This window comes from Azospirillum sp. (genome assembly GCF_050789165.1).
On record NZ_JBOZRT010000134.1, the window covers coordinates 44,928 to 67,566 of the forward strand.

Here is a 22,639-nt window from a genome sequence, read left to right on the forward strand (position 1 = left end):
CCTTACACGGGGCGCGCCGCGAAGGCGGCGAAGCGGGACAGGTACAGGCTCTCCAGGTCGCGGAGACGGCCGGCGGCGGTCTCGTCGTGGTGGAAGGCCGCGATCAGCTCGACGCGCTTGTCTCCCGCCGACAGGCGGGTGCAGACCTCGTCCAGCGTGACGGGGAACTCGGACGCCTGGGCCGGAGCCGCGGCGTCCGTGGTGGTGGTGTCGGTCTTAGCCATTGCTGAAGGGCTCCATGCCGTACAGAGAAAGCGTCGCGTCAACGTCGGCGATTTCCCCGACGCTGTTGCTGACGTAGGACGAGCTGATGCAGACGAACGAGCCGTGCACCATGTAGAGCGGCGCGTTCTGCGACTCGAAATCTTCGGTGTCTTTTTGCGTGAACTCGACCTGCTGGAGCCCGTGCGCATCGAAAACAGGGAGGTTCGCCTGGATGATGCGCTTCAGGGCGCGGCGCAGCGCAATGCGCTCGTCCGGGTTCAGCGAGACGGCCACGATGTTGAGCGTGGTCCGCGCCAGCCAGCCCTCCGTTTCCGTCCAGCCGCCCTCGTCCTCGTGCTCGTCCGGGAACAGCAGCTCGCCGATGGCTCGCTGTGAGGGGCTGTCGTCCTCCAGGTGCACGGAGACCACCGGGAACGTCACCTTGTCCTTCGCCGCGAACGGGGCGGTGAGGACGGGGATCGCCCCGGACTGCGGCTTCAGGGCGCCGCGCTTGACCTCCACCGCCAGCCCCGCGGCCAAGCGGTCGCGCACGATGCTCAGCGGGTCGATGTCGTCGCCCTGGTAGGTGGCGGCTGGCGCGACGCTCGCGCTCGCCGAGACCGACCAGGAGACGCCGTTCCAGGCGTAGGCGCGGTAGAAGTAGGCCACGCCGTTGACCAGCGCCTTGTCGTCCAGCAGCACGTTGTCCGTCGATTCCGGCTGCCCGGCCACCAGCACGGCGCCGGGGTCGTCCGGCCCGGCGAAGGCGTCGGCCGTACGGCGCAGCAAGCGCCAGTACACTGCGCCCGGAGGCGGGGTGAGGAAGACGCGGACGGCGTTTCCAGAAGGGAGGGGCTGAAGCAGCGTGATCATGCCGGCATGGTGCCGTCACGACCTTTGCTGATGTTTGTGGAAGGTTGACAACGCTCTTAGAGCTATCCGCCGAGGAGGCGCTTCACGTCCTCCTCGATGGCCTTGCCGAACGCCTGTTCCGCGACCGGCTGGAGCTGCTGCGCCACCGTGCGCGCCGGCCACTTCCCTTCGACCGCCGGCGCCTTCCAGCCAGGCGAGCCCTCGATCATGACGCGGAAGGTCATGAACTTGCTGTGCGCCGCGCCGCCCCTGGCGTTCGGCTTGCGGAAGTTGACCATGCCCTCCATGCGCTTCGCGAGTGGGCCGGTGACGCCCAGCTCCGCTAAGTCGCTCTTGCCCATCCTGGACCCCCAGGAGTAGGTGCGCGCCGGCACGGTGATCTGCTGGCGCGTCTTGATGTCATAGGCCCCGGTCCCTGACAGCCTCCGGTGCACGCCGGTGATCGCCGACGGCGTGCGGCCGGGCCCGTGCCACCAATCGTGCACCTCCTGCGGCATGTTGTTGCCGAGGACGGAGTTCGGGTTGTTCCAGCGGAACGGGATGATCAGGTAGCGGCGCCCGTCCTTCGTCAGCCGGACCTTCAGCGAGTAGTCCAGCATGCGCTTCAGATCGCGCGCCGGCATCCCGTGCTCGATCCCGGCCGCGTAGGCGAGGTTGGTGTAGACCTCCGCGCTGAAGTCGCCGAGCTGCCGGAGCTGGATGGAACGGGCGTACTCGCCTGTGCGCGGGTTGATGACCTTGCCGTCGGGCAGCGCCATGCCGCTGGCGTACTGCACCCATTGCCGGTGCGCCGCCGCGGAGATGGCCGCGACCGCGTGCGACAGCGTGGGGAACAGCCCGCCGGTGAGCGGCGAGTTCTCCGGGATCAGGTGGGCAACCTCCACGCCGATGCGGAAGGTGACGGGCGGCATGCTTCCTCCTAGCCTACCTAGCCTAGGTAGCTGACTGGCTGCCGAACAGGTCGAAGCGGCGTAGCACCATCCGGCGCGGTAGGGGCGCCCCGGCGAAGTGCGCGCGGTCCTGCGGCAGCTCCTTGAACATGAAGTACTCGGGGCGCTTGCGCCCGGTGATGCTGTACTGGATGCCCGGGTCCGGCGCGGCGGCCGGGTCCGACCAGGTCGGGACACCGTCGGCGCCGACGGTCGGAACACCGCCCTCGACCAGCTCGCCGCTGCCGGGGTTGATCCAGAACACCCGGTCGACCTGCACCATCGGGAAGCGGACCCGTTCGTCTCCCTCGCGCGTCAGGTGGATGCTGAACGGCTCGGAGCTGTTCTCCATCACCACCCGGTCGTTCTCGCCTGCCGAGTACAGCGGGGAGTCGGATGGCACCGACAGCACGACGTCGCCACTCGCCCAGAGGCCGAAAGCGGCCCACTCCTTGACCACGCGCATTGAGGCGAGCCCGGTCCAGGCGGAAACCGGCTCCGCCCAGAGCCAGCCGAGACCGGCGCAGTGCGGGCATCCCTGCTGTGCCGCGCCCGAGTAGGGGTCGCGACACGGGCACAGCGCGGCGCGGCGCCAAGCAACCGCCTGCCCCATTTCCCCCAGCAGCTCGTTGAACCACCCGGCGTCCAGTTCCATCACATCACCATGACGCGGATGCCCTGGAGGGAGTCGCGGATCGTCGCCACCTTCTTGTCAATGGCGTCCCGGTACTTCTCCGCGTCCCAGCTCAGCGACTGCGACAGCCCGTCCACCGACGCGCTGGCGGACTGCGGCAGGTACTTGTCATCGACCACGGAGAGCACGGCGGCCTTTTTGATGACGTCGGCGATGTCCGGGTGCTCGACCTCTACGTTGGTCAGACCAGCCGAGTAGCGCACCTGGAGCATGAGCGGCACTAGGCGCCCGCCACCCAGCGTCGAGAGCAGGTAGGTGTTCATCGGCAGCGTGACGGCGCCCTGCACCGGAACGAGGCTGATGCGCCCGTACTTCTTGTCGGGCCGAATCCACTCGGTCGGGATCGAGAACAACTTGGAACTGGGAGAGGGGTAGGCGAAGGTGATCGAGTGGACCTTGATGATGGGCTTCTGGCGCAGCTCGATCAGCCCCCAGGTGTTGCCCCGCCACAGGTCCGGGTCGTAGTCGTAGCCGGGTTCCTCCAGCACCTCCGTTCCGTCCGTGAAGACCTCCTTACCAGAGGCGGTCAAGGCGTCGATCTCCGCCTGGGGCGTGCCCGCCGGGACGGTGACCCAGGACGCACCGAGCGGCACGATCTCGCGCGGCGTCAGGAAGACGCGAAGCTGGCGCTCGATCAGCTTCTCCGCGGCGAGGAGCTTTCCCCATAGGTAGTCGTCGCTGACCGCGGCGTCGGGGCGCATCCCCTTTCCGAGCCGCATGAGGCGGTCATTGCGCAGGTCGGGAACGGCGGTGTCTTTGGTGAACAGGCTCATGGCGGCCCTCCGGTGTGCATCGTCATCGTGGCATCACGACAAAGGCCCCGGGGGTGCCCGGGGCCTTTGCAGCTCGCGCCTTGCGGGGCCGCTTAGGCGGTCTGCCCGTCGCCCTTGTCCTCGGTCTTCTCCTCGTCCTTGCCGTCGCCGGACGGCGGCGGTTCGGTCTTCGCGGTTTCGTCCTTGACCGGGCCCGCCTTGGGGGCGGGCCCCTTCGGCTCCTTGGGCTTCGAGGCGATGACCTTGTAGCCGGGAATGCGGCCGAAGCGTTCCGCGGTCTCGTCGGAGACCTCCTCGCTGACCATCTGCCCGCGGTCCTCGCGGAACTTGATGCCGCTGATTTCCTCGGACGCGTTGGGCAGGTCGCAGATGATGCGAGCCATGGCGGCTCCTCCTCTCACTAGTTGAAGCAGGGGACGATCAGGAGGGGCGGCACGAGCCGCCCCGCCCGTCACGATCAGTTGAAGGGCCGCCAGATGGCGCCGTTCGGCAGGATGTTCTTGATCACCGCCATGTGCCGGCGCTTGGTGATGCGCAGGTAGCCGAACAGGAGCTGGGCCCACGGGATCACCGGCTGGTTGTTCGGGAAGAGCTGGAACTTCATCATCGGCAGGAGCTGGCGCCAGTTGATGGCCGTCTGCCCCGCGCGCATGTCCAGCAGGTACGCCTTGGTGGTGCCGGGGATGTCCCGGTTGTAGTCCACGTAGGTGGTGGTGTTGCCGGTGCGGCCGATGCGCACCATCTCGCGGAAATCGTCCACCGCGTTGGTGCCGTTCTTGCGGCTGCGGTAGATGACGTACCCGGTCTCCTCGCCGGCCGCCGACTTCGTGATGCTGAGCGTCACCTTGTCGCCGGCGCCGACCGCCACCTGGGCGGAGATCAGGCCCGTGGACTGGCCCTTGGCGTTCACGCCGGTCACCAGGTAGTAGTAGTTGCCCGCGTGGCCGGCCTTGAACTTCGATTGCGCGTCGGCGGCGGCGACGCCGGCCACCGCCGCCGGCTTGAGCCCGACCTGCTTCGCCGCGTAAGTCGGGTAGCGCAGCTCGAACGGCGTCTGAAGCTCCTCGTCACGGATGAAGATGTCCTCGGTCGTGCCGATGTTGCCACCGGTGGCGCGGATGCCCACGACCGGGGTGCCCAGCATGATCGAGTTCGGCGCGTTGTTCAGCGCGACGCGGAAGGCCGGATCGAGGCTGTTGTCCAGGTCCGCCTGCACGAGCGGGCTGAAGTAGATGTCGGTCAGCCGGCCGAAGTTGCCGAACTTGCGGATCTGCGCCGCCGCCTTGTTGATCGGCACGATGGAGTCGAGCGACGTGGCCTCGTGGTCGATGATGTTGCCGCCGTCGACGTGGCCGTCCGCCACGCCCTGCACCATCTGGGCGAAGATGCCGGAGAACTCGGTCGGAACCACCGTGTCGTCGCCCTCGAAGCACAGGTACTCGGCGTTCGACAGCAGCTCCAGGGCGCCGTTGTTGTACTCGGTGGCCTCGGAATCGGCGAGGGTGTTCTGGAGCGTCTGGACGAGCGAGACCTGACGCTTGGTCATCAGGAACTTCACCATGCCGACCCGGCGGGCGTAGCTGCCCGTCGACTCCTCGATGGTGCCGGTCTCGGTGTTCGTGCTGCCGCCCAGGAAGCCGCCGATGCCGTTCTGCTCGGTCCACTCGTCCACCGTCGCGCCGGCCTTGGGCTTGGCGAGGCGGTTGAACAGCTTGAAGTCCTCGTTCTCCTGGATCACCGCCTGCATGGTGGTGTCGAGGCTCTGGACGCGCAGGGCCGCGCCGCCGGTGAGCTGGGAGACGTCGGTGCCGTAGCCGGCCTCCAGCGCCTTGGCCAGAGCGGCTACGGCGTCGCCCTGCATCTCGCCGCTGGAGGCGCCGTCCGCAAACAGATTGGGGTCCAACATGGTCTGTCTTGCCTTCTACTTTAAGTTTTCGGGTGTCGGGATCAGCCGTTGCCCAGGGCCAGGTCGAGCAGCGCCTTCGGCGGGGCCTCGCCGCGGTTGACGTGCGCCTCCACGCGGGCGACCTGCGAGGCGGTCATGCGGCCCTCGCGCTGCGCGGTGAGCGCCTTCGACAGCAGCTCGCGCGGGGCGATGCCGTCGAACGCCTTGGCCATGGTGGTGGGGGCGGGCTTGTCGAGGACGGAGACCGTGGTCTTGCGGCCGGTGCCCTGGTTGCGCAGCGCGTCCAGGTCGGCGCGCATCGACTTCAGCATGTCGCCCTGGCTGTTGACCGTGCCGTGCAGGCCCTTGACCAGCTCCAGCGACTTCGTCAGGGCATCGCCCAGGTCCTGGTTCTGTTCGGTCAGGGTGGCGACGCTGGTCTCCAGCGCCTGATTGCGGGTCCACAGGGACTTCATCATCTCGGTCCCGTCGAAGGCTTCGACCTCCTTGCCGTCGACCATGACCTTGAAGGACTTGCCGAACGGCTCCTCGGTCTCCTTGCCGTCCTTGCCCTGGCCGTTCTCGCCGCCCTCGCCGCCACCATTCTCGCCACCGCCGTTCTCGCCGGCTGCGGCCTCGATGCGCTTGTCGTCGGCGCCGTCGTTGGGATGGGCCTTCGACATGGTCTCCAGCTCGTCCAAGAGCGCCTTGAACTGGTTGTTCTCCTTCATCACTCCGTCCTCTTGTTCAGACCGCTTTTCAGGTCGGCCAGGAAGCGTTCCGTCCACTCGGCGGCTTCGGCCCGATCCAGGCCGTAGTGCGTGGTGGCGTGGTCGATCAGCCGCTCGCTGGTGGGATGGACGCGCGCCTTGAGCACGTCCCCAGCGAGTCGGTCCCGGAAGTCCCAGTAGCTGTGCACCTGACGGTCGAGGCTTTGCCCGCGCAGGGCCGCGCCGCCGGTGAGCGTCGCGGCGTCCGTGCCGTAGCCGGCCTCCAGAGCCTTGGTCAGGTCCAGTCCGGCCACGCCCCAGCACTTGGCCAGCGGGCCGAAGGGGATGGTGGCGACGGTCGGGACGGTTTGGTTCACCGGCGTCTTCGAGAAGCCGATGTTGGTCCAGCGGACCTTGCGGATGACGGTGCGGCCCAGGTCCTGCGCCTTCTCCAGCACGGAGCCGCCGACCGACGGATACCAGCGCTGCGGCGGCTTCACTGCGGTCAGGCTTTCCCAGAACTGGTTCGCCTTCTCCGCCACCGCGCCGGCACCCTGGTAGATTTCGCCCTTGACGAAGGTGCGCGGGCCGTCAATTCGGACGTCTGCCGGCCGGCCGATCTCGTAGAGCGGATAGTCGGGGATGCCGGCCTTCGGCCCGAGCTGGGTGAGGTGGTCCAGGTCCAGGTTGCCGTAGCGCAGGTAGTAGCCGGCGGATTCGGCCAGCGCCTTGGCCAGCACGACCTCGCCCTGCTGGTCCAGCGCCTCGTTGGACGCTTCCAGGTAGATGAAGCGCCGCCCGCCCTCCTCCGAAGGCGTGGCCTTCAGCAGGTCGGGGATGCTCAGATACTGGGTGTCCGCAACGTCCAGCATTTCAGGTCCCAAAAAAGAAGCCGCCCCGCGCCCCGGCTGGGGCACGTTGGGCGGCCTATGGTTCCGGGTGACCGGAGGCCCTTGGTGAAGCCAAAGGGTTCCGTCACGACTTGCTGGCGGCGATAGCCGATTCGCGGTCGGAGATAAAATCTACCTAGGCTAGGTAGGTTAGTTAGCTCGGAAGTAGACCGGCCGGGCTACTTGAACACGAGGATCATGCGGGACTGGAGCGCCTTCGCCAAGTCGCGCGACATGTCGACGTCGCCCTTGCACTTCGGGCAGACCAACGCGACACCGCCGTTCGCCTGGAACACGAGTCCATGGTTCCGCACCATGGGCTCGCCCTTCCCGTTGACGTGCGCGAGGTTGGCTTGGCAATGCGGGCACTTCACGATCCCAGGACCTCCCGAGCCCGCGCGATGACGGTTTCGAGCTGGCCGCGCTCCAGGGTGAGCGCCTGGTACTGTTCGCCGGCATCCTGGTCGGTCAGTGCGCGCGGGCGCAGCTTGTCCAGGTCGGCGCACACGGCCGCCAAGCGCTCCTCCGCTGCGGCGAGGATGCGCCGTTCCGTCTCGGCCGTCTTCTCGGCGAGACCGGCCAGATGCACGAGACGCCGCTTCGCGGCCTCGATGTGCTGGGGTTGGCGCTTGCTCATGGCTCCACCCTGGCGTCACGACCGGCGTGCTGGCGTTCCAGCTCGGCGATGGCCAGTTCCACCACGCGCGGGATCGGCGCGCGCCGCGCAGGGTCGCGCGCCTCGAACTGGACGATGCGGCGGCGCCCCATCCCGAGGGCTGTCGCCAGCTCCGCTTGAGTGAGGCGCATCCGCTTGCGCTTGGTGATTAGCTCCTCCCTGGTCATCGGGCTCCTCATGGTTCGTTCCAACCATCCTATGCGCAGTTTCTGCACCAGTAAATAGGATATTCCCAATGGGAATAGGATTTTTCCTATTTACAAGTGTGCAGAAACTGCGCATCCTGGTTGAAAGATCAGGAGGAACCGAACCATGGCGACTGTCGCCACCATCACCACCCCGAACCGCCGCGCCGGCCTGATGCTGGGCATGGAGCGCGGCCAGGACGGCAGCTTCAGCGCCGTGCTCGGGATCACCATCAACCGCGGTTCGCGCCGCGCCGCCGAGGACCTGGCCGCCATCGAGGCGCCGAACCCGGTCACCGCCCGTCCGCGGCCGACGCTCGGCCTGGGCCGCTACATCGACCTGTTCGTCTGAGGAGGGATCGCCCATGGACGCGACCGCCGTCATCGCCGCCGGCACGCAGCTCGTGCAGGCCACCAGCAGCTTCATCGCCGCCGCCGCCGGGAAGGTGGACACGCTCGACCCGCGCACCGCCTTCTTCGTCGGGATCGCGACGTGGTTCCTGGTCGAACAGGCGGTGCGCCGCTTCGCCGGCGCGCTGCGCACCGCGATCCTGGTCACCGCGCTCGTCGGCACCGGCTATGCCGCGGTGACCATGATCAACGCCACTCCCTTGGCGCCGTGAGACCGGCCTTGCCCCTATGGCGCGGGTGCTGCCGGCGGAGTGCCTCCGATGGCCACCATGGCGGCGTGCAGGTGTGTCGCCGGAACCCAGCGGCGCCGCTCTGCGGAGCTGCGCCAGTAGGCCAGCACCGCGACGCGGAAGGCGCTGGTGAAGTCGACGCTCTGGTCCCGGTTCATGTCGATCATGTCGGCGACGATCCGGGCAGGCATGGTCAAGTCGGTGCACATCGCGTCGAAGGACTCCCACACGAACGCCTCGACGTACACCGACGTCCGGCCGCGGGAGAGAGAGAGCGCCCGGCGCTGCTTGGTGAGGGGGGTTGCGGACATCAGTTCGGCGATGCTCATGCGATCTCCATCAGCTTGGCGTCAGGCAGACCAATCGCCTCCTCGAAGTCCATGTTTCCCGCCGCAGCCAACCCGGCAGCAAGGGCAGTGCAGGTTCGCCCTGTCAGGGTCGCGACCATGGGAAAGGCTCTCTCGCCGTGAAACTCCAGCTCCGGGCCGACGATTTCGGCGCCCACCAGCTTCCACGCTTTCTCCGTTCCCAGGCGAGCCAGCGCATTCGCATGGGTGAACCCCTTGGCGGCGGCCAGATCGAAGGCGAACCGCGCCAGACGGCGGAACAGGCGAAAGGAGCGGAAGCGCGTGCGGACGGCCAGACGCTCGAAGCGCACGAAGCCGTGGTTCCAGCGGAGGCGCATCGTCCCGGCCGGCTCGTCACCTACCCACACCAGCAGGTGGGTGCACGAGTGGTCGTTGGGGTCGAACAGGCTGGCGTAGTCGGTGCGATCCTTCGCCTCGTCCTCACCAAGCCACACGACGCCGCGGATCACCATGCAGCGGACCAGATCGTCAAAGCCGCTGGCGATGGTCACCCGGATATCGTCCGCGCGGCTCTGCGTCGCCGAGGCAAGATCAACGGTTGCGCTGGTCAGTTCCTCGACACGCCCGCCGTCCGGCATAATCCCCTCCAAATGCGAATGAGTGTGTGCATGGGGATATGCCGTCACGACATACTAAGGTAGTATCGTCGGTACAACAGGGGGTGTAACGCCAATGATCCAGCCAGACATAACCCTGGTGCGCATTCTGCTTGCGATTGCCAACGACGGGTCCATATCGCGGGCAGCCACGATGGTCGGCCTTGGTCGGCATACGTTGATACGCAGGATCGCGGAGCTTGAAGCCGACGCTGGCGTGCCACTGGTGATACGTAAATCGTCTGGTGTCGAGCTGACCGCAGCGGGCCGGAGCTTGGTTGAAGCTGCCGAGGCCATTGCGTCCGCCACGGCGAACTTCGAGCGCGTGCTGGTTGGCCTATCGACAGCCAAATCTCCCGTATCCATTTCCGCACCGGAAGGAATCGCCAGCTACCTCATAGCTCCGCAGGCGGCAGGGTTGCGCGGAGCCCCTTCGCCCCTGCCGCTAATCCCACCCGGATCACTGCCACCGCTGGACATTCTGGCGCCGAACAGTCGTGCTGACATCGAAATCACCCATGTTCCCATCGGCGGCACCGTGCCGCGGCCGGCGGAGTACAAAGCACGGAAGCTTGGGATCATGCGGTTTCGACCAGTGGCCTCTCGCGCCTTCCTCGAAGCCAACGGAATGCCTTCAAGCTTCGAGGATCTGGCGCGCTTCCCGCTGATCCAGCACGCGTCCTACACCAGCCTGCCCACCTTTCAACGCTGGAACGAACTCGCCTTGGGCAGCGCGCGCGTCTTCACCGCCAGCACCAGCTCCGCGCTGCACCGTGCGCTGATTACTGGAAGCGGTGTGGCCATGCTCCCCGACTTTAGCGAATTGCTGGACCGCAACGTGGTGGTGCTGCCGTTGGGCGAGCCGCCGGCCGTGGAAATCTGGGAGACCGCTCTACCCGAAGCTCTCAGCCTGGAACCAGTTCGGCGAACCTGGGACGTGATTGCGGATGCCTTTGCGCGCAGTCCCTGGTTCGCCAACGCCTAGAACAAGGCGGCCTGCGCTTCCGGCTCCGCCAGACCATCCGGGACCTCATGCGGCGCGGCCGGCAGGAAGTGCGGCTGCGCCGCGTCCATCTGGCCGGCCTTCACACGGTGAAGGTAGCCGGCAATCCCCCGGTCATCGAGCCCTTCGAGCGGCGACGTCATGATGTCGCGCAGCTCGTACTTGTCGGCCAAGCGCTTGCGGGCGCGGCGCTCCGCGGGGTGGTCCGCCACCAGGTCCAGCAGCTCGACGTCTTCCGTCTGCCCGATGCGGTCGATGCGGCCATTGCGTTGCGCGTGCACCATCGCCGTCATCGGCGTGTCGTACTGGGCGAGCCACTTGCCGCGCTGGAGGTTGGCACCGACGGCGCCGGCGTTCGAGCACACGATGATGTCGTGGTCCCCCCGCTGGTACTCGCGCTTCTTCCGGTCCTTGTCGCTCGACGTGTCGCCGCCGGTGAGCGTGACGACGCGGTGCCCGTCCTTCCGCAGGCGGTCGGCGATCTCGTCCACCCGGTCCAGCCGGTTGACGAAGACCACACCGGGCCGGCCGCGGCGCTCGCCGGCCAGCTTCGCCAGGACCTCCGTCTTCGCCTCGCCGTTGATGGCGTGCTGGACCGCGGTGCCGTGGATGATCCCGACGTTGGCCTGGAGGTGGCGGGCCAGTTCCTGGTGCTGGGCCTCCGGCACACCCTCGAAGCTGGAGGGCGACAGAGTCTTCACCGCCTCTACGTCGACGTCGCCCTTCATCCGCGCCATGCGGGCGCGGGCCACGGCGTCATCGAGCCTCTTCAGATGGTCGCGCTGCCCGTCGGAGAGCTGGACCGGGACCTCCGTCTTCGTCGCCTGCACGCCGGACTCGATCCGGCCGGGGTAGAAGTGCCGCGCCATCTCGCGCCGGAGCGCGTCCTTGCTCGCGGCGGTGTTCACCCCGTACTTGCGCATGAAGGCGTCGCGGTCGTGGTAGCGGTCGGGGTCCATCTTCGCCAGGACGTCGAAGGCTTCCGACGGGTCGTTCTTCACCGGATCGGCGGTGGCGTTGACGTAGGTCCCCATGTTGTGGCTGACCGCGTCGATGACGTTGGCCATCCGCGAGTTCTGCTTGCCGGCCCGGTTGAGGAGGTTGTGCCCCTCGTCAATGGCCAGGTAGTCGTGGTCGATGCCCTCCGCGTCGAGCACGCCGCGCATGTACCGCTTGCGCTCCGCCGGCGTCATGCCGTCCAGCTTCTCCGCCACCGCGTTCGGCGTGCTGCCCTCGTGCTGCGCCGCCATGTGCAGCAGGTCGTCGCGGAACGCCTGGTGGGTGACGACGCTGAAGTGGATGCTGGGGTCCTTGTACGCCGCGATCCGCTCCTCCCGGCTCGCGCCGGTGTCGCAGTGCCAGGAGTACTTGCCCGGCTGGAGGAGCGTCAGAGCCTCGCCGTGGAACTGCCCCTGGACGATGCTGGGCACCACGAACAGGCCGCGGCGCGCTTTGCCCTTGGCGTGCAGGTGGGTGAAGCCGGCCAGCATCATCGACGTCTTGCCGGAGCCGACGCCCTGCGCCAGCGCCACGCGCCGATTGTGCTCGATCAGCTTGACCGCCCGCTGGCGGCCGACGAACCGGCCCGACATTGTCGGCTGCCAGAGCTGCACAGGCTGCCCGGCGCGGAAGTTGCGCCCGACCACCGGCATCATCCCGGCCACCTGCCGTTCCGCGGCGTGGCCCAGCGTGTAGCGCTCTCCCAGATCCAGCGGGCGCTCCGGCGCGGCTGCCTCGCCGTCCCCGGCCGGCGGCTCCTCGGATGCTCCGAACAATCCCATCTGCGCCTGGGCAGCGGCCTCCTGGGCGGCGCGCGCCGCGGCGATCTTGTCGGAGACGGCGCCGGAGGCGTAGCGCCCTGCCACGCGGTTGCGCAGGCCGTCCACCAGGTCGCGGTGCTGCGCCAAGCGCCGATCCCGCGCGTCGGCGTCGAGCGCGTCCAGGTGCGAGAGGTCGTTCGCGATGACGGTGCGCCCGATCTTCAGCGGCCCGTCGGTGCGCAGGCGGTTGTGGTGGTCGGCGAAGGCGCGCATGAGCTTCGACTTCACCACGTCCTGCATCGCCGCGTAGGCGTTCGCCGGGCCACCCATCGTCTGGATGTATTTGCCCCAGTCCATGGTGGCGGCGTTGACCTTCGCCGCCAGCTCGTTCCGCCGCCCCTGCCACTCGGTCCAGGCCGGGTTGACACCCCGCCCGAACATATCCTCCACCTCGCGCTCTGGCTCCGCCGCGTCCAGCTTCTCCAGGTCCTGGCGGAGCTGTTCAGCTTGTGGATCGGCCTTGCCGAACTCGCGCACGAACGCCTCGCGCAGGGCACGCTGGTCTTGCGCCGTCAGCTCGCCGACGGGCTTGAAGGCGGCGACGCCGTCCGGGTGCTCCGACAGCGCGCGGTGCAGCGCGTCGACGGCCACCTGATCGACCGGGAATTGCTGCCGGTGGAGCGGGGTGCGGTCGCCGCCCAGCTTGGCCACGTAGTCGTCGGCCATGCCCTCGAACGCCGACTGGTAGGACTCGGCGCGGACCATCTTGCCGTCGGCGCCGTACAGCGGCGTCACGCGCTCCAGCGCCTCCATGAACGCTTGGCGGTCGCCCGCCTTCTGGAGGGTGTCTTCCGACAGAAGGCCGGCCATCACGTCGGCGGGGGCGTCGCCGTCGGCCGTTCGCCCGCCGATGTAGTCCCGGATCGCGGCCTCGATGTCCGACGGATTCGCAGGGAAGGGCTTGGCCAGCCGCGGCGCGGCGCCCGGCTTGACCTCCATGGCCATGTCCGGCCGGCGCGCGACGCCCTCCGGCAGCCAATCGTCCTCGTCGTGCTCGCCGTTGATGATGGCCAGCGCGGTGCGCGTGCGCTCCAGGTCCTCCTTCGCCACCGGCTGCGCCAGCTTGTTCATCCCGCCCGCGTGCACGGTGAGCATGGTGGACGCCCCCACCCTCTCCACCTGGTAGTCGCCGCGGTCCAGGCCAATCGCGCGGGCCTGCCGGATGGCCTCCTCCACGCTGGTCTTGCCGAGGGAGACGGTGATCTGGTCCTTCGTCGGCTGTTCGAGGGCGACGACGAGCGCGGCGTTCGCCTCCATCTCGCCGAGGGCGGTGCCAAGGGTGCGCTGCGCCGCCTCCACGAACTCCCGGCGCTTGGCGTTCAGCTCCTGCGCCTGCACCAAGTCGGCGCCGTTCTTGGCCTCCCCCACCTCGATCTCGTGCGCGACCTCGTGCAGCTCGCGCGCCTCGCGCAGCGCCTGATCGGACAGGCCCATGTAGTGGTCGACGTGGAAGCGCGCCATGGCCTCGCGCAGGTGATCCATCTCCTCCGCGGTCAGGTCGGTCCCCAGCCGCCGCGCCAGCACCTGCGCGGCGCCGGCCACTCCGAGCACGTCCACGACGGAGCGGTCGACCAGGGACGCCCCGCCGGCGGCGAGCGCCACGCTGTTGATCGAGTTGTAGGCGCCCACGCCGATGTGCTTGCCGAGGGTCTCGGTTCCCCCGGCGACGCGCCCGACCTCCTCCAGGAAGGCGCGCGTCTTCAGGGTCCGTAGGTCGTTCTCCAGGTCCTTGACGACGTCCGCCTCGACCGGCGCGTTGCCGACCTCCAGGACGTAGGCTTTCGGCTCGACCACCTCCTTGGCGTCGTCAACCCGCTTCAACTGGTCGCGGGCCGACTTCTGGACCGTCTTCAGCGCCTTCTCCGCCTTCAGCAGCTCGACCGCCTGACGCGCGTCGAGCACCTTCTTGGGATCGACCTTCGGGCCGGGCTCTCGGATGTCCTTCAGTTCCGCGGCGATCTTCTCCGCCGTCACCTTGCGCTTCTCCGCGGCCGACGGCTGACCTTCGGCCGGCGGATTCTTCGGCGGCGGCTTGGCCGCGGCGGCTTCCTCCTTCAGCTCATCCGGGGTCAGGCCAGCCGCCTCCGCGCGCTTCCCGTAACCCGCCTGGAAGCCGAGCCCGGCGCCCGCCTCCGGGAGCGGGGCCAAGTCCTGGACGGACAGCTCGTCCGGCTCGGCGCTGGTCAGCTTGACCTCGCCGAGCCCGGCGGCCGAGCGGGCTTCGGCGTCCTGTACGAGGCGCTGGCGTTGGGTGTCCACCGCTTCCTGCGCCTTGCGGAACAGCTCGCGCGCGTGCCGCTCCCGCGCCTTCTTCTGCGCCGTTTCGGACAGGTTGGCGACCTGGTGCTCCGGGAACGCCATGTCCTCCTGCTTCCAGCCGAGCGCCGTGGCCACGGTCTGGACGAACTTGACTTCGTGCTCGCGGAGCTGGCCCTTGATCGCGTCCCGCGCCTTGGTCTTCGACGCCAGCAGGCCGTCCTTGCGGTCCTGTTCGCGCTTCGCCTTCTTCTCGGCGCGCCGGCCTTCGGCCTTCTTCCGGGCCTCCTCCTTGTACTCCGTTTCCGACCGCACGCCGGTCAGCCGCAGGTAGTTGAGCTTTCCGCCCGCGCCGCCGATGACGCGCGCCGATCCGTCGCTCTGCTGCTGGATTAGCACGGCGTGGCCTTCGGTGCCGGGGCCATTCGGCCGCACGGTGATCCAGCGGGCGCCGGGCGGCAGGCCGCCCTTTGCTAGGCTCTCGTCCGCGGCGAAGAACAGGATGGCGATGGGCGTGCTCATGGCGCCATACTGGCGTCACGACCGATTTGCCCCCGGGAGGAGGACCATGCGCATCGCTATAGCCGTCGGCGTGCTTGCCGCCCTGGCCGCAGGAATCGCCGGCGCGCAGGAACTGACGCCAGCCAACGCGCCGGAAGTGTGCCGGACGCGCGCGGACGCGATCCTGGACGCCGGCCAGCGCCGCGACCGCGGCGTGCCCAAGTACCAGATCGAACAGGAGTTCCGGCAGCGCGGCGCCTACGAGTGGGCCCGCAACAAGATCGACCTGCTGTACTTCGACCCGACCGTTTCCCCAGCCCAGGCCGCGCAGGCGCAGTTCACCGTCTGCACCCGCGACGCCGGCAAGCCGCGGTGACGGCCGCCGGGCCTAAAGCCCGGCGTCCTCGTCATAGATGGTGACCAGCTCGCCGTCCGGGCCCTCGACCCGGCCGCCCGGACGGCCGAAGCGCGCGTTGCTCCCATACTCCTCGAACGCGGCGCGCAGCGTCGCCTCCAGCCCCTCCGACGGAACCAACGCCGCCGTCTCGGGGTCCTGGTAGCTGCCCAGCATGTAGAGCTGGTCGGGACCATAGCCGGCGCGCTTCAGGAGCGCCTTGACCGGCCACCACCACACCCCGAACCACCGGTACCGCTGCGGGTCCGCCTGGAGCTGCTGGAGCACGTTGCGGAGCGCGGCGTGCACATCCATCCCGGGGGCCTCGACGCTCATTTCAGCTCCTCCAGCAGCGCGGCGGCGTCCTGGTCCGTCGGCATCATCTTGGCCGCGAAGTCACGGATGGTGGTGTGGCCGCCCGTGCCGCTGTAGGGGCGCCCGCGCTCCAGGACGTTGAAGACGTCGGGATGCACCTTGGCCCCATCGTCATACCTGGACGTCTCCGTCACATCCTTCAACGGCCGGTCCAGCACGCCTAGCGCCTTCGCCTTGCGCGCAAGCGCCCGCACGGTCTCCGCCGGCCACGCGCCGTGCGCCAGGCTGCCGCTCCCGTAGGCCGGGACGTTCACGGTCGGCAGCGCCGCCCGCACCGCTTCGGTGAAGTTCAGCGCCGAGCCGATGCGGGCCAGGACGCGCCGGTGCAGATCCCTCTCCGCCTCCGCCTTCACCTCGTCGCCGAACAGCTCCCGGATGATCGACTCCCACGGGTTTCCCTTGCTGTTGCCGTACTCGAATCCCGGGTAGGCCGGCTCGATCCCCACGGCCTTGCTCGTGCCGTAGCCGCCGCGCCCGCGCCGCGATTCCTGGTACCGGGTCTTGATCTTGCGCCCAAGCATGGCGTCGACGTAGCCCCGGATGGCCAGCTCCCGGCCCTTGGGTGTGGGAAGGATCAGGTCGTGGGAGTTGATGGCGTCCCGGCCCCGGTAGGACTCCACCGCCACCGGCGTCCCGTCGCTCGCCACCATGCCGTAGGGGCCATGGTGCCCGTCCTGGTACTTTCGGACGGCGGTCTTGAGCTGTTCCTGAAGAACCGGCTCCAGCCGCTCGACCAGATCGGCCGGCAGGTGGCGCAAATCGGCCGGCTTCTTGGCGCGGTTGGCGTTGCCTTCCGCCGCCTTGCTCGCCGCCTCCTCGATAGCCTTTTCCTCCTCCGCCTGGTCGTACTGGAATGGCGTGATGCCGGACTTCATGGCCGCGATGTCGACGGTGATGCGATGCCCGCTGGCGGAGCCGTACTGGCGCGCGACCACCGTGCCGCTGTCGCGGTGCACGCCCACCACCACCCACTTCGACGGCTCCGCGCTCCAGTTCATCGGCGCGTCGGGGCCGCCGGCCATCTCGAACGCCTTGCCCTTGGTCCACGCGTAGTTGGTGACGGGCTCGATCAGCGCCGCCTCCTCCATGTCGAGCAGGTCCTTGTGGGTGAAGTAGCGGCTGTCGCGCAGGGTCTCGCGCAGGCGTTCCATCTTCAGCCGCAGGCGGTCGAACGAGGTGCCCTTCGCCCCGCGCGCCTTCATCTCCTTGAAGGAGTTGGTCATCTCCTGGAACTTGCCGAACATGTCGACCACGCGACCGCGCTCCTCGGTGGTCTTCCGCTCCTCGGCGGCCTTCTTGTCGGCCTCGTACTGGGCGCGCGCCTCCTCCGGGTTGGCGGCCAGCATGATCAGCATGTCGGTGCGCGAGAACGCGCCCTCGCGCGCCAAGTTCTCCACCCGGTCGCCGCCGTTCCACAACAGGTCCTGCCAGTCCTTCTTGGCCGCGATGGTCTGGTAACGGTAGCCGTCGAAGCTACCCTTAGCCAGATATGTGTGAACGCGAACACTCTCCTTTAGGTTGCCTTGACGGAGCCCGCGACCGTTTCGTTGTTGCAACGAACTTGGCTCCCACGGCAGGTCGCAGTGGTGGATGTCGGTCGTCCCCTTCTGGAGGTTGACGCCCTCGCCCATGGTGGCCGTGTTGCCGATCACCACCTTCAGCCTGCGCGCGTTGAAGTCGTCGGCGATGCGCTGCCGGGCGGCCGAGCTGGAGGCGGCCTTGGCGTTGATGATGCCGATGTGCTCGCGCGGGATGCCGGCCGCCACCAGCGCCGCGGCGATCTTCTCGTGCACGTCGACGTGGTCGCAGAACACCACCTGCCCGCCGTCGGCCGAGAGCTTTGCGACATTCGCGGCCACCGTCTCGATCTTTGGCGAGCGCGCCCCCTTGTGCTGCGGACCCAGGAGCGCCAGGTCGATGGACGCCTTGCCCATCTTGTCCATGATGCTGAAGATGTGCGCGTCGCCGGTGTCGTCGCCCTTGGCCTTCTCCGCCGCGGCCTCGCGCAGCTCCTGGTAGACCGCCTCCTGTTCGGGCGTCATCTCGATCAGGTGCTGGTGGTCCTGGCGCGCCGGCAGCTTCAGGCCGACGTCCTCCGCGGTCTTGCGGTCGATGAACCGCTTCATGACCTCGCGCAGTTCGTCCAGGTTCTTGAAGCCGGCGGTGACCACCGCCTCGTCCAGCACCCCGTCGACGGTGAGGATCGTGTCCATCTTGAACTCGCAGAAGCGGTCCAAGAAATCCTCGCTGTTCTTGATGCCCATGCGCTCGAAGGCTTCCGGCGCGATGTGCGACAGCATCGAGTAGACTTCGAGCGGGCTGTTCTTCGTCGGGGTGGCGGTGAGCATGAACACGCCCTTGCCGCCGTTCGCCTCGCGCACCGCGCGCGTCTTGAAGTTCGTGTCCTGCGCCCGGTTGGACAGGCCGGAGCCGCCCAGGAACTTCGGGCTCTCGCCGAAGCGGTTCCTGGCGGCGTAGAGGTTCTTGTAGGCGTGCCCCTCGTCCAGCAACAGCATGTCGATGCCGAGCTGGTTGAAGTAGATGGTCTCCTCGCGGTCGGCGAACTCGCGCTTGGCCAGGGCCTGTTCATAGGCCGTGCGGATCTGCTTCAGCCGCTTGTCGCCAGCATTGCCCAGTTTGTCGCCGCGCTTCGTCCAGAAGTCGTCGTTCGCGTACTTGCCCTTGGTGATGGGATCGACATCCAGATCGTTCCACGCGGGCTGGGAAATGAAGACGAAATCATAGTCGTTCTGTTGCAGTTCATGGTACTTGCGACGCCGGGTCTCCTCGTTGTCCGGCTTGGACACCAGGGCGCCCTGCTTGTCGCGGGAGTAGGTCTCGCCGATGACGAGCACCTTGCTCCCCGGGAACCAGAACTCCGCCTCCGCCATCCAGTTCGCCAGCACCGACTTCGGCACCACGAAGGTGGGCTTCTTGGCCTGCCCGGTGACCTTGGCCAGCCGGGCGAGCATGAGCCCGCGCCCGGTCTTCCCCAGGCCGACGTCAGCCGCGATGATCCCCTTCCCCGCCTCCAGGGCCCACCGCAGCCCGGCGAAGTGGTAGCGGTTGACGTCGAGCGCCGGGTTCAAGCCCGGGATCGCGATGGGGGCGTCGCTGAACGCCTTGGCGCGGTAGCCGCGGTAGGTGCGATTGTAGGATTCCTCGACCTGGTCTCGCCACGCGCTGGCCAGCAGCCATTCGCGGAAGTCCTTATTGAGCTGGTCGACCTTGTCCTTCTCGTCCTTGCGCACCCCGGAGCGGTTCAAGATGCGCTCCAGCAGGTCCGCCGCCGGCGGCAGCCAGCCGTGGCCCTGGTCAGCGCGGCGCTTCACCGAGTAGACGCCGTCGTCGTAGGTGACGTCGACCAGCCCCGGCGCGTAAGGGGCGTTGGGGTGCGCCGCGCGGAACGCCTCGTCCTGCGCCGTGAACCAAGCCGTCAGCACCTCCGGCGTGACGAAGCCGCTGTTGACGGCAATGTCCACGTCCTCCAGCGACTGCGGCGCGATGGCCTCCTCCAGGGCCTTCGCCTGCGCCCGGTACTTGGCGGCGAACTCCGCGGCCAGCCCCTCGTGCGCCGCCGCGGCCATCGCCGCATCGTGCTTGGCCCACAGCTCCCCCGAGAGGTAAGCATCCATCGTGGTCCAGGTCTGGCCGTCGGGATCGACCGCATAGGCGGGCGAGGCGAACAGGTGGTCCAGCACGGCGTCGCGGTCGCCGCTCCCCCACGCGGCGGCGAGCTGGTCGACCGTGAAGCCGCCGCTCTCCAGCGCGAGCTTGGTGGCGACGGTGTCCAGGTCTGCGCCGCCGGTCTCGCGCGTGCGCCCGGTGACCAGGTCGGAGTAGGTGCCGTCGTCATGCACCGCCCCGAGCAAGCGCGCCACCCGCCGGCGGGTGCCCTCGACATGGGCGCGATGGTCCTCCGGCTCGACGCCCTCACCCTGCGGCAGCGACGGCGCGGCGAGCCAGCGGCGCAGGTCCTTGTTCCGGTGCGGCACGCCGTGCTCGCGCACGTAGTCGTCCAGCGCCTCGATCAGCCCGGCGCGAACGAAGAAGGGGTCGCGCGCGCGCCCCTCCGCCAGATCCTCCAGCAGCTCGGCGATTCGATGCGCGTCCTCCACGGCGCCGGGGACCTCCCCCTCCGCCCTGTGCCAGCGCGGCGGCTCGCCCTGGAGAACGTAGCGCACGCCGTCGATGACCTTGACGTCGCCGGGCTTGGCCACCTGATAGGGGTTCTTGAGCGCGGCGTTGACGGCGCGCCGCTTGGCCGCCGCGTCGTCGCCAAGGCTCTCCAGGATCTGCTGGACCGACGGCGTCTGCCCGCCCAGGTCTTCCGGCCGCCACGCGGCCAGCGCCGCCGGCACGCCGTCCATGCTGCCCGTGACGGTGATGTCCTGGCCAATGCCGGCCTTGGCGCGCCAGCCCTCTTCCAGGCGCCCCATGACGTTGGCGGCGCCGCGGCCCTCGGTGAAGTAGGTGCCGCCTAGGAACTCGCTGTCCCACAGCCCGCGGGCGTAGAGCATGTTGAGTGCCTGGAGCTGTTCCTGGGACAGCGTGGACAGCGCCCCCGCCGCGTCCTGTGGGCGCTTGCGGAAGACCACGATGTCGCTGGTGACCTCGGTGTGCGACGCCTCGAACGCGGTGTTGGGCAGCCGGTGCGCGCCCAGGAACTCGGCCTTGCGCAGCACGCGCTCGCGGAAGGCGCGCCCGGTCTTGCTGTCCATGATCCCAGTGGGGACGATCAGCGCCACCAGCCCGCCGTCGCGGCACTTGTCGAGTGCGGTGTCCACGAAGTACTGGTCGGCCGTGGACAGGTCCGGCTTGTCGTCCTTCAGCGTGGTGCCGCGCAGGCCGAACGGGACGTTGCCGATGACGGCGTCGAAGGTGCGGCCGTCCTGGGTGGCGAAGCGCTCCAGGCTCGCGTTGTTGACCTCGTGCCCGCTGCCGGCGTGCAGGATGCGGGCGATGCGGGCGCTGGTCGGGTCCAGCTCGACCGCTGTGACACGCGCGCCGGCCGGCGCGGTGTGCAGGAAGACGCCGGTGCCGGAGCTGGGCTCCAGGACCTCGCCGCCGGCAAAGCCGAGGTTGGCCAGCATGGACCACATAGCGCCGGCCACGGCCGGGTCGGTGTAGAACTCGTTCAGCGAATCGCCGACGCCGCCGCGGCCGGTGTACCGGGCGAGCGCCGCGCGGTCGTCCGCCGTCATCTCGCCGTCCGCCTTCTCCTTCAGAAGCTCCAGCGCCCGGGCGTTCGCCGCCTTGCGGGCCTTCTTCGTGGGGCCGGCCGGCACGCCCCCCTGGAGCGGCGCGCGCGCCTCGTCGGGACCGGCATCGCCGGAGGCGTCCACGCCGGTGCGCACCGGCTCGCCCTTCCGCCGCACCAGGACCGGCCGGGCATCGACCTTCTGGGCCATGGCGGCGATCTTGTGGAGCGTCGCGTCGGACACCGGCTCCTTGGCGCGGACCTCGATGTCCACAAACTGGTCGTCAGCCACGACGCGGCCCGTCATGCCGTAGTGGATGCGGGCGTTGGACGGCGTGTAGAAGGAGGCGTTCTCCTTCTGCGTGCGGACCCGGCTCCGCAGCTCCAGCGCCTGCCCGTCGAGCGTGCCCGAGAAGGTGAACTCGTCCCCGGGCGTGGTCTTCCCTCCGCCGCCGACCTTGCGGCGCGAGACCATCTTGAACACGTCATCGAAGCCGGCTGGAGCCGCCTCCGTCGGCGGCTCGGGGGCAGCGGCCGGGGCCGCCTCCTCCTTCGGCGCTTCGACAGCCGCCTCGCCCGCGGGCCCATGCAGGCCCAGCAGCGTTTCGACTTGGTGCGGCGAAACCCCGCCGATGCCGGCCATGAGCTTCACCGCGCGGTCCCGCTCCGCCGGCTTGGCCCGGCCGAGCTGCGCGCCGAGGGCGTCTTTGCCGCCGTGCCGGGTGATGAAGTCGGCGAGCCTGTGCAGGCCGTCTGTGGTCGGCAGGACCTGCGCCGCGCCCTTCTCCGGCGCGGGCGCGTCCTCGAAAAGGGACGGCTGCGCGGCCCCGGCCTTCTTCGGCTCCTCGAATAGGGAACCTTGCGCCGGCGCTTGCGGCTCGGCTTGGCGCTTGTGCCGGATGCCGCGGTGCGGTGCGACGTAGGTGCCGTTGGCGTTGACGTAGCCCGCGACGTCGACCTGCGTGGCGAACAGGTCCGCGGCGGCCCCGCCGGCGACGGCGGCCTTCAGGAGGAGGATCATTGCGCGGTCTCGCGGCGGGGGATGAAGAACAGGACGCGGGCCTTGAGGAGGCGGGGATGCGCGCGCGTGGTGCGCACCTTGGCCTTGAACTCCTCCATCGGCATCGCCTGGACGGAGCCGAGGAATCGCGCGTCGTCGTACATGCCGTGGAAAGCGGCCCGGGCCTCGTCCTCGCTGTTGAAGCCGAGGAGCGCCTTTTGCTCGTCCGTCGCCGTGAACTCCGGCGGCGCCATGGTGGTGATCACGAAGGCCGTCGGCGCCGCCTCGTTCGGGCCCAGCAGGACGTCGAAGTGGTCGCCGTCGACACCGAGCGTGCCGCGGATGTAGCCGTAGTCGTGCTGCATCGACGTGGCCCACGCGTGCCCGCCGCGGTCCACGCCGCGGCGGATCGAACCGCGCGGATTCTCGATGGTGACGTCGAGCCCCTGGAAGCGGACGTGGTGCTTCCGGTAGTTGCCGGCCTCACGCTGGGCCGGCGTCGCCTTGTGATCGACGGCGTCGAGCGCAGCGTGGGCGCGCAGGGTGAAGGCGCGATCCTCCGCCGCCATGGCGGCAGGGTCGCCGCCAGTGCGGCGTTCGAGGAGCCGCCGGAAGCGGGCCCCGATGTCGGCTTTGATGAGGAGGAGCGGCATGCCGGCAGTGTGC

The 22,639-nt window shown here is 68.8% G+C and carries 22 protein-coding genes; 4 read left to right on the forward strand and 18 right to left on the reverse strand.

The genetic code is table 11. From position 1 onward, the window contains the following. Positions 1-2: 2 nt before the first annotated feature. The 12 genes from ACRWK7_RS28560 to ACRWK7_RS28615 form a co-directional block, all read right to left on the reverse strand. Positions 3-224 carry a hypothetical protein gene (locus ACRWK7_RS28560; RefSeq protein WP_431860136.1) on the reverse strand — a complete coding sequence of 74 codons (222 nt, stop codon included), beginning with the start codon at positions 222-224 and terminating at the stop codon, positions 3-5. Then, positions 217-1,077, reverse strand: a complete 861-nt coding sequence (locus tag ACRWK7_RS28565) for a hypothetical protein (RefSeq protein ID WP_431860138.1) — start codon at positions 1,075-1,077, stop codon at positions 217-219. The genes ACRWK7_RS28560 and ACRWK7_RS28565 overlap by 8 nt, the downstream gene beginning before the upstream one ends. Before the next feature lie 62 nt (positions 1,078-1,139). After that, positions 1,140-1,988, reverse strand: a complete 849-nt coding sequence (locus tag ACRWK7_RS28570; RefSeq protein WP_431860139.1) for a hypothetical protein — start codon at positions 1,986-1,988, stop codon at positions 1,140-1,142. Between the two features lie 22 nt (positions 1,989-2,010). Further along, entirely contained in the window at positions 2,011-2,661 is a 651-nt protein-coding gene (locus tag ACRWK7_RS28575) for a hypothetical protein (RefSeq protein WP_431860141.1), read from the reverse strand. Continuing rightward, positions 2,661-3,473, reverse strand: coding sequence for a hypothetical protein (locus ACRWK7_RS28580; RefSeq protein ID WP_431860143.1), 813 nt, complete (start codon positions 3,471-3,473; stop codon positions 2,661-2,663). The genes ACRWK7_RS28575 and ACRWK7_RS28580 overlap by 1 nt, the downstream gene beginning before the upstream one ends. 92 nt (positions 3,474-3,565) lie before the next feature. Further along, positions 3,566-3,856: a hypothetical protein gene (locus ACRWK7_RS28585; protein WP_431860145.1), complete on the reverse strand. Its 291-nt coding sequence runs from the start codon at positions 3,854-3,856 to the stop codon at positions 3,566-3,568. Positions 3,857-3,930: 74 nt separating this feature from the next. After that, positions 3,931-5,379, reverse strand: coding sequence for a hypothetical protein (locus tag ACRWK7_RS28590; protein ID WP_431860147.1), 1,449 nt, complete (start codon positions 5,377-5,379; stop codon positions 3,931-3,933). A gap of 41 nt (positions 5,380-5,420) precedes the next feature. Beyond that, a complete protein-coding gene (locus ACRWK7_RS28595) occupies positions 5,421-6,089 on the reverse strand; it encodes a hypothetical protein (protein WP_431860149.1) in 669 nt (222 codons plus the stop codon). Then, a complete protein-coding gene (locus tag ACRWK7_RS28600) occupies positions 6,089-6,940 on the reverse strand; it encodes a hypothetical protein (protein ID WP_431860151.1) in 852 nt (283 codons plus the stop codon). Before ACRWK7_RS28600 ends, ACRWK7_RS28595 begins: the two co-directional genes overlap by 1 nt. Positions 6,941-7,137: 197 nt before the next feature. Next, entirely contained in the window at positions 7,138-7,332 is a 195-nt protein-coding gene (locus ACRWK7_RS28605; protein ID WP_431860153.1) for a hypothetical protein, read from the reverse strand. After that, a complete protein-coding gene (locus ACRWK7_RS28610; protein ID WP_431860155.1) occupies positions 7,329-7,595 on the reverse strand; it encodes a hypothetical protein in 267 nt (88 codons plus the stop codon). Before ACRWK7_RS28610 ends, ACRWK7_RS28605 begins: the two co-directional genes overlap by 4 nt. Further along, a complete protein-coding gene (locus ACRWK7_RS28615; protein WP_431860157.1) occupies positions 7,592-7,813 on the reverse strand; it encodes a helix-turn-helix domain-containing protein in 222 nt (73 codons plus the stop codon). Before ACRWK7_RS28615 ends, ACRWK7_RS28610 begins: the two co-directional genes overlap by 4 nt. Positions 7,814-7,946: 133 nt before the next feature. Between ACRWK7_RS28615 and ACRWK7_RS28620 the strand changes: the two genes are divergently transcribed. Together ACRWK7_RS28620 and ACRWK7_RS28625 are read left to right on the forward strand one after the other, a co-directional pair. Further along, on the forward strand, positions 7,947-8,171 hold the full coding sequence (locus ACRWK7_RS28620) for a hypothetical protein (RefSeq protein ID WP_431860158.1): 225 nt from the start codon (positions 7,947-7,949) through the stop codon (positions 8,169-8,171). A 13-nt stretch (positions 8,172-8,184) separates the two neighbouring features. Further along, on the forward strand, positions 8,185-8,442 hold the full coding sequence (locus ACRWK7_RS28625) for a hypothetical protein (protein WP_431860160.1): 258 nt from the start codon (positions 8,185-8,187) through the stop codon (positions 8,440-8,442). 14 nt (positions 8,443-8,456) lie between these two features. Here ACRWK7_RS28625 and ACRWK7_RS28630 read toward each other — a convergent pair whose 3' ends face one another. Beyond that, complete coding sequence (locus tag ACRWK7_RS28630; protein ID WP_431860162.1) at positions 8,457-8,789, reverse strand: ribbon-helix-helix domain-containing protein; 333 nt, start codon at positions 8,787-8,789, stop codon at positions 8,457-8,459. After that, positions 8,786-9,406 carry a GNAT family N-acetyltransferase gene (locus ACRWK7_RS28635; RefSeq protein ID WP_431860164.1) on the reverse strand — a complete coding sequence of 207 codons (621 nt, stop codon included), beginning with the start codon at positions 9,404-9,406 and terminating at the stop codon, positions 8,786-8,788. The genes ACRWK7_RS28630 and ACRWK7_RS28635 overlap by 4 nt, the downstream gene beginning before the upstream one ends. 94 nt (positions 9,407-9,500) lie before the next feature. Here ACRWK7_RS28635 and ACRWK7_RS28640 point away from each other — a divergent pair, with 94 nt between their 5' ends. Continuing rightward, positions 9,501-10,409, forward strand: a complete 909-nt coding sequence (locus ACRWK7_RS28640; protein WP_431860166.1) for a LysR family transcriptional regulator — start codon at positions 9,501-9,503, stop codon at positions 10,407-10,409. Here the strand turns inward: ACRWK7_RS28640 and ACRWK7_RS28645 are convergent. Further along, on the reverse strand, positions 10,406-15,025 hold the full coding sequence (locus ACRWK7_RS28645) for a helicase-related protein (RefSeq protein WP_431860168.1): 4,620 nt from the start codon (positions 15,023-15,025) through the stop codon (positions 10,406-10,408). The two genes, ACRWK7_RS28640 and ACRWK7_RS28645, sit on opposite strands and share 4 nt — an antisense overlap. A 46-nt stretch (positions 15,026-15,071) precedes the next feature. Between ACRWK7_RS28645 and ACRWK7_RS28650 the strand changes: the two genes are divergently transcribed. Continuing rightward, positions 15,072-15,380, forward strand: coding sequence for a hypothetical protein (locus ACRWK7_RS28650; protein WP_431860170.1), 309 nt, complete (start codon positions 15,072-15,074; stop codon positions 15,378-15,380). 12 nt (positions 15,381-15,392) lie between these two features. On the opposite strand, the gene ACRWK7_RS28655 is transcribed toward ACRWK7_RS28650, so the two are convergent. The 3 genes from ACRWK7_RS28655 to ACRWK7_RS28665 are packed head-to-tail and all read right to left on the reverse strand — an operon-like array spanning position 15,393 to position 22,626. Next, positions 15,393-15,734, reverse strand: coding sequence for a hypothetical protein (locus tag ACRWK7_RS28655; RefSeq protein WP_431860171.1), 342 nt, complete (start codon positions 15,732-15,734; stop codon positions 15,393-15,395). After that, positions 15,731-21,994, reverse strand: a complete 6,264-nt coding sequence (locus tag ACRWK7_RS28660) for an SNF2-related protein (RefSeq protein WP_431860173.1) — start codon at positions 21,992-21,994, stop codon at positions 15,731-15,733. Before ACRWK7_RS28660 ends, ACRWK7_RS28655 begins: the two co-directional genes overlap by 4 nt. Beyond that, complete coding sequence (locus tag ACRWK7_RS28665) at positions 21,991-22,626, reverse strand: hypothetical protein (RefSeq protein WP_431860175.1); 636 nt, start codon at positions 22,624-22,626, stop codon at positions 21,991-21,993. The genes ACRWK7_RS28660 and ACRWK7_RS28665 overlap by 4 nt, the downstream gene beginning before the upstream one ends. Between the last annotated feature and the right edge of the window lie 13 nt (positions 22,627-22,639).

Coding starts and splice junctions, on each gene's coding strand:
- ACRWK7_RS28580 (WP_431860143.1), bottom strand. CDS start 3,473: ATGAGCCTGTTCACCAAAGACACCGCCGTTCCCGACCTGCGCAATGAC.
- ACRWK7_RS28630 (WP_431860162.1), bottom strand. CDS start 8,789: ATGAGCATCGCCGAACTGATGTCCGCAACCCCCCTCACCAAGCAGCGC.
- ACRWK7_RS28655 (WP_431860171.1), bottom strand. CDS start 15,734: ATGAGCGTCGAGGCCCCCGGGATGGATGTGCACGCCGCGCTCCGCAAC.
- ACRWK7_RS28560 (WP_431860136.1), bottom strand. CDS start 224: ATGGCTAAGACCGACACCACCACCACGGACGCCGCGGCTCCGGCCCAG.
- ACRWK7_RS28585 (WP_431860145.1), bottom strand. CDS start 3,856: ATGGCTCGCATCATCTGCGACCTGCCCAACGCGTCCGAGGAAATCAGC.
- ACRWK7_RS28650 (WP_431860170.1), top strand. CDS start 15,072: ATGCGCATCGCTATAGCCGTCGGCGTGCTTGCCGCCCTGGCCGCAGGA.
- ACRWK7_RS28615 (WP_431860157.1), bottom strand. CDS start 7,813: ATGAGGAGCCCGATGACCAGGGAGGAGCTAATCACCAAGCGCAAGCGG.
- ACRWK7_RS28640 (WP_431860166.1), top strand. CDS start 9,501: ATGATCCAGCCAGACATAACCCTGGTGCGCATTCTGCTTGCGATTGCC.
- ACRWK7_RS28645 (WP_431860168.1), bottom strand. CDS start 15,025: ATGAGCACGCCCATCGCCATCCTGTTCTTCGCCGCGGACGAGAGCCTA.
- ACRWK7_RS28660 (WP_431860173.1), bottom strand. CDS start 21,994: ATGATCCTCCTCCTGAAGGCCGCCGTCGCCGGCGGGGCCGCCGCGGAC.
- ACRWK7_RS28635 (WP_431860164.1), bottom strand. CDS start 9,406: ATGCCGGACGGCGGGCGTGTCGAGGAACTGACCAGCGCAACCGTTGAT.
- ACRWK7_RS28565 (WP_431860138.1), bottom strand. CDS start 1,077: ATGATCACGCTGCTTCAGCCCCTCCCTTCTGGAAACGCCGTCCGCGTC.
- ACRWK7_RS28620 (WP_431860158.1), top strand. CDS start 7,947: ATGGCGACTGTCGCCACCATCACCACCCCGAACCGCCGCGCCGGCCTG.
- ACRWK7_RS28610 (WP_431860155.1), bottom strand. CDS start 7,595: ATGAGCAAGCGCCAACCCCAGCACATCGAGGCCGCGAAGCGGCGTCTC.
- ACRWK7_RS28575 (WP_431860141.1), bottom strand. CDS start 2,661: ATGGAACTGGACGCCGGGTGGTTCAACGAGCTGCTGGGGGAAATGGGG.
- ACRWK7_RS28590 (WP_431860147.1), bottom strand. CDS start 5,379: ATGTTGGACCCCAATCTGTTTGCGGACGGCGCCTCCAGCGGCGAGATG.
- ACRWK7_RS28625 (WP_431860160.1), top strand. CDS start 8,185: ATGGACGCGACCGCCGTCATCGCCGCCGGCACGCAGCTCGTGCAGGCC.
- ACRWK7_RS28570 (WP_431860139.1), bottom strand. CDS start 1,988: ATGCCGCCCGTCACCTTCCGCATCGGCGTGGAGGTTGCCCACCTGATC.
- ACRWK7_RS28600 (WP_431860151.1), bottom strand. CDS start 6,940: ATGCTGGACGTTGCGGACACCCAGTATCTGAGCATCCCCGACCTGCTG.
- ACRWK7_RS28665 (WP_431860175.1), bottom strand. CDS start 22,626: ATGCCGCTCCTCCTCATCAAAGCCGACATCGGGGCCCGCTTCCGGCGG.
- ACRWK7_RS28595 (WP_431860149.1), bottom strand. CDS start 6,089: ATGAAGGAGAACAACCAGTTCAAGGCGCTCTTGGACGAGCTGGAGACC.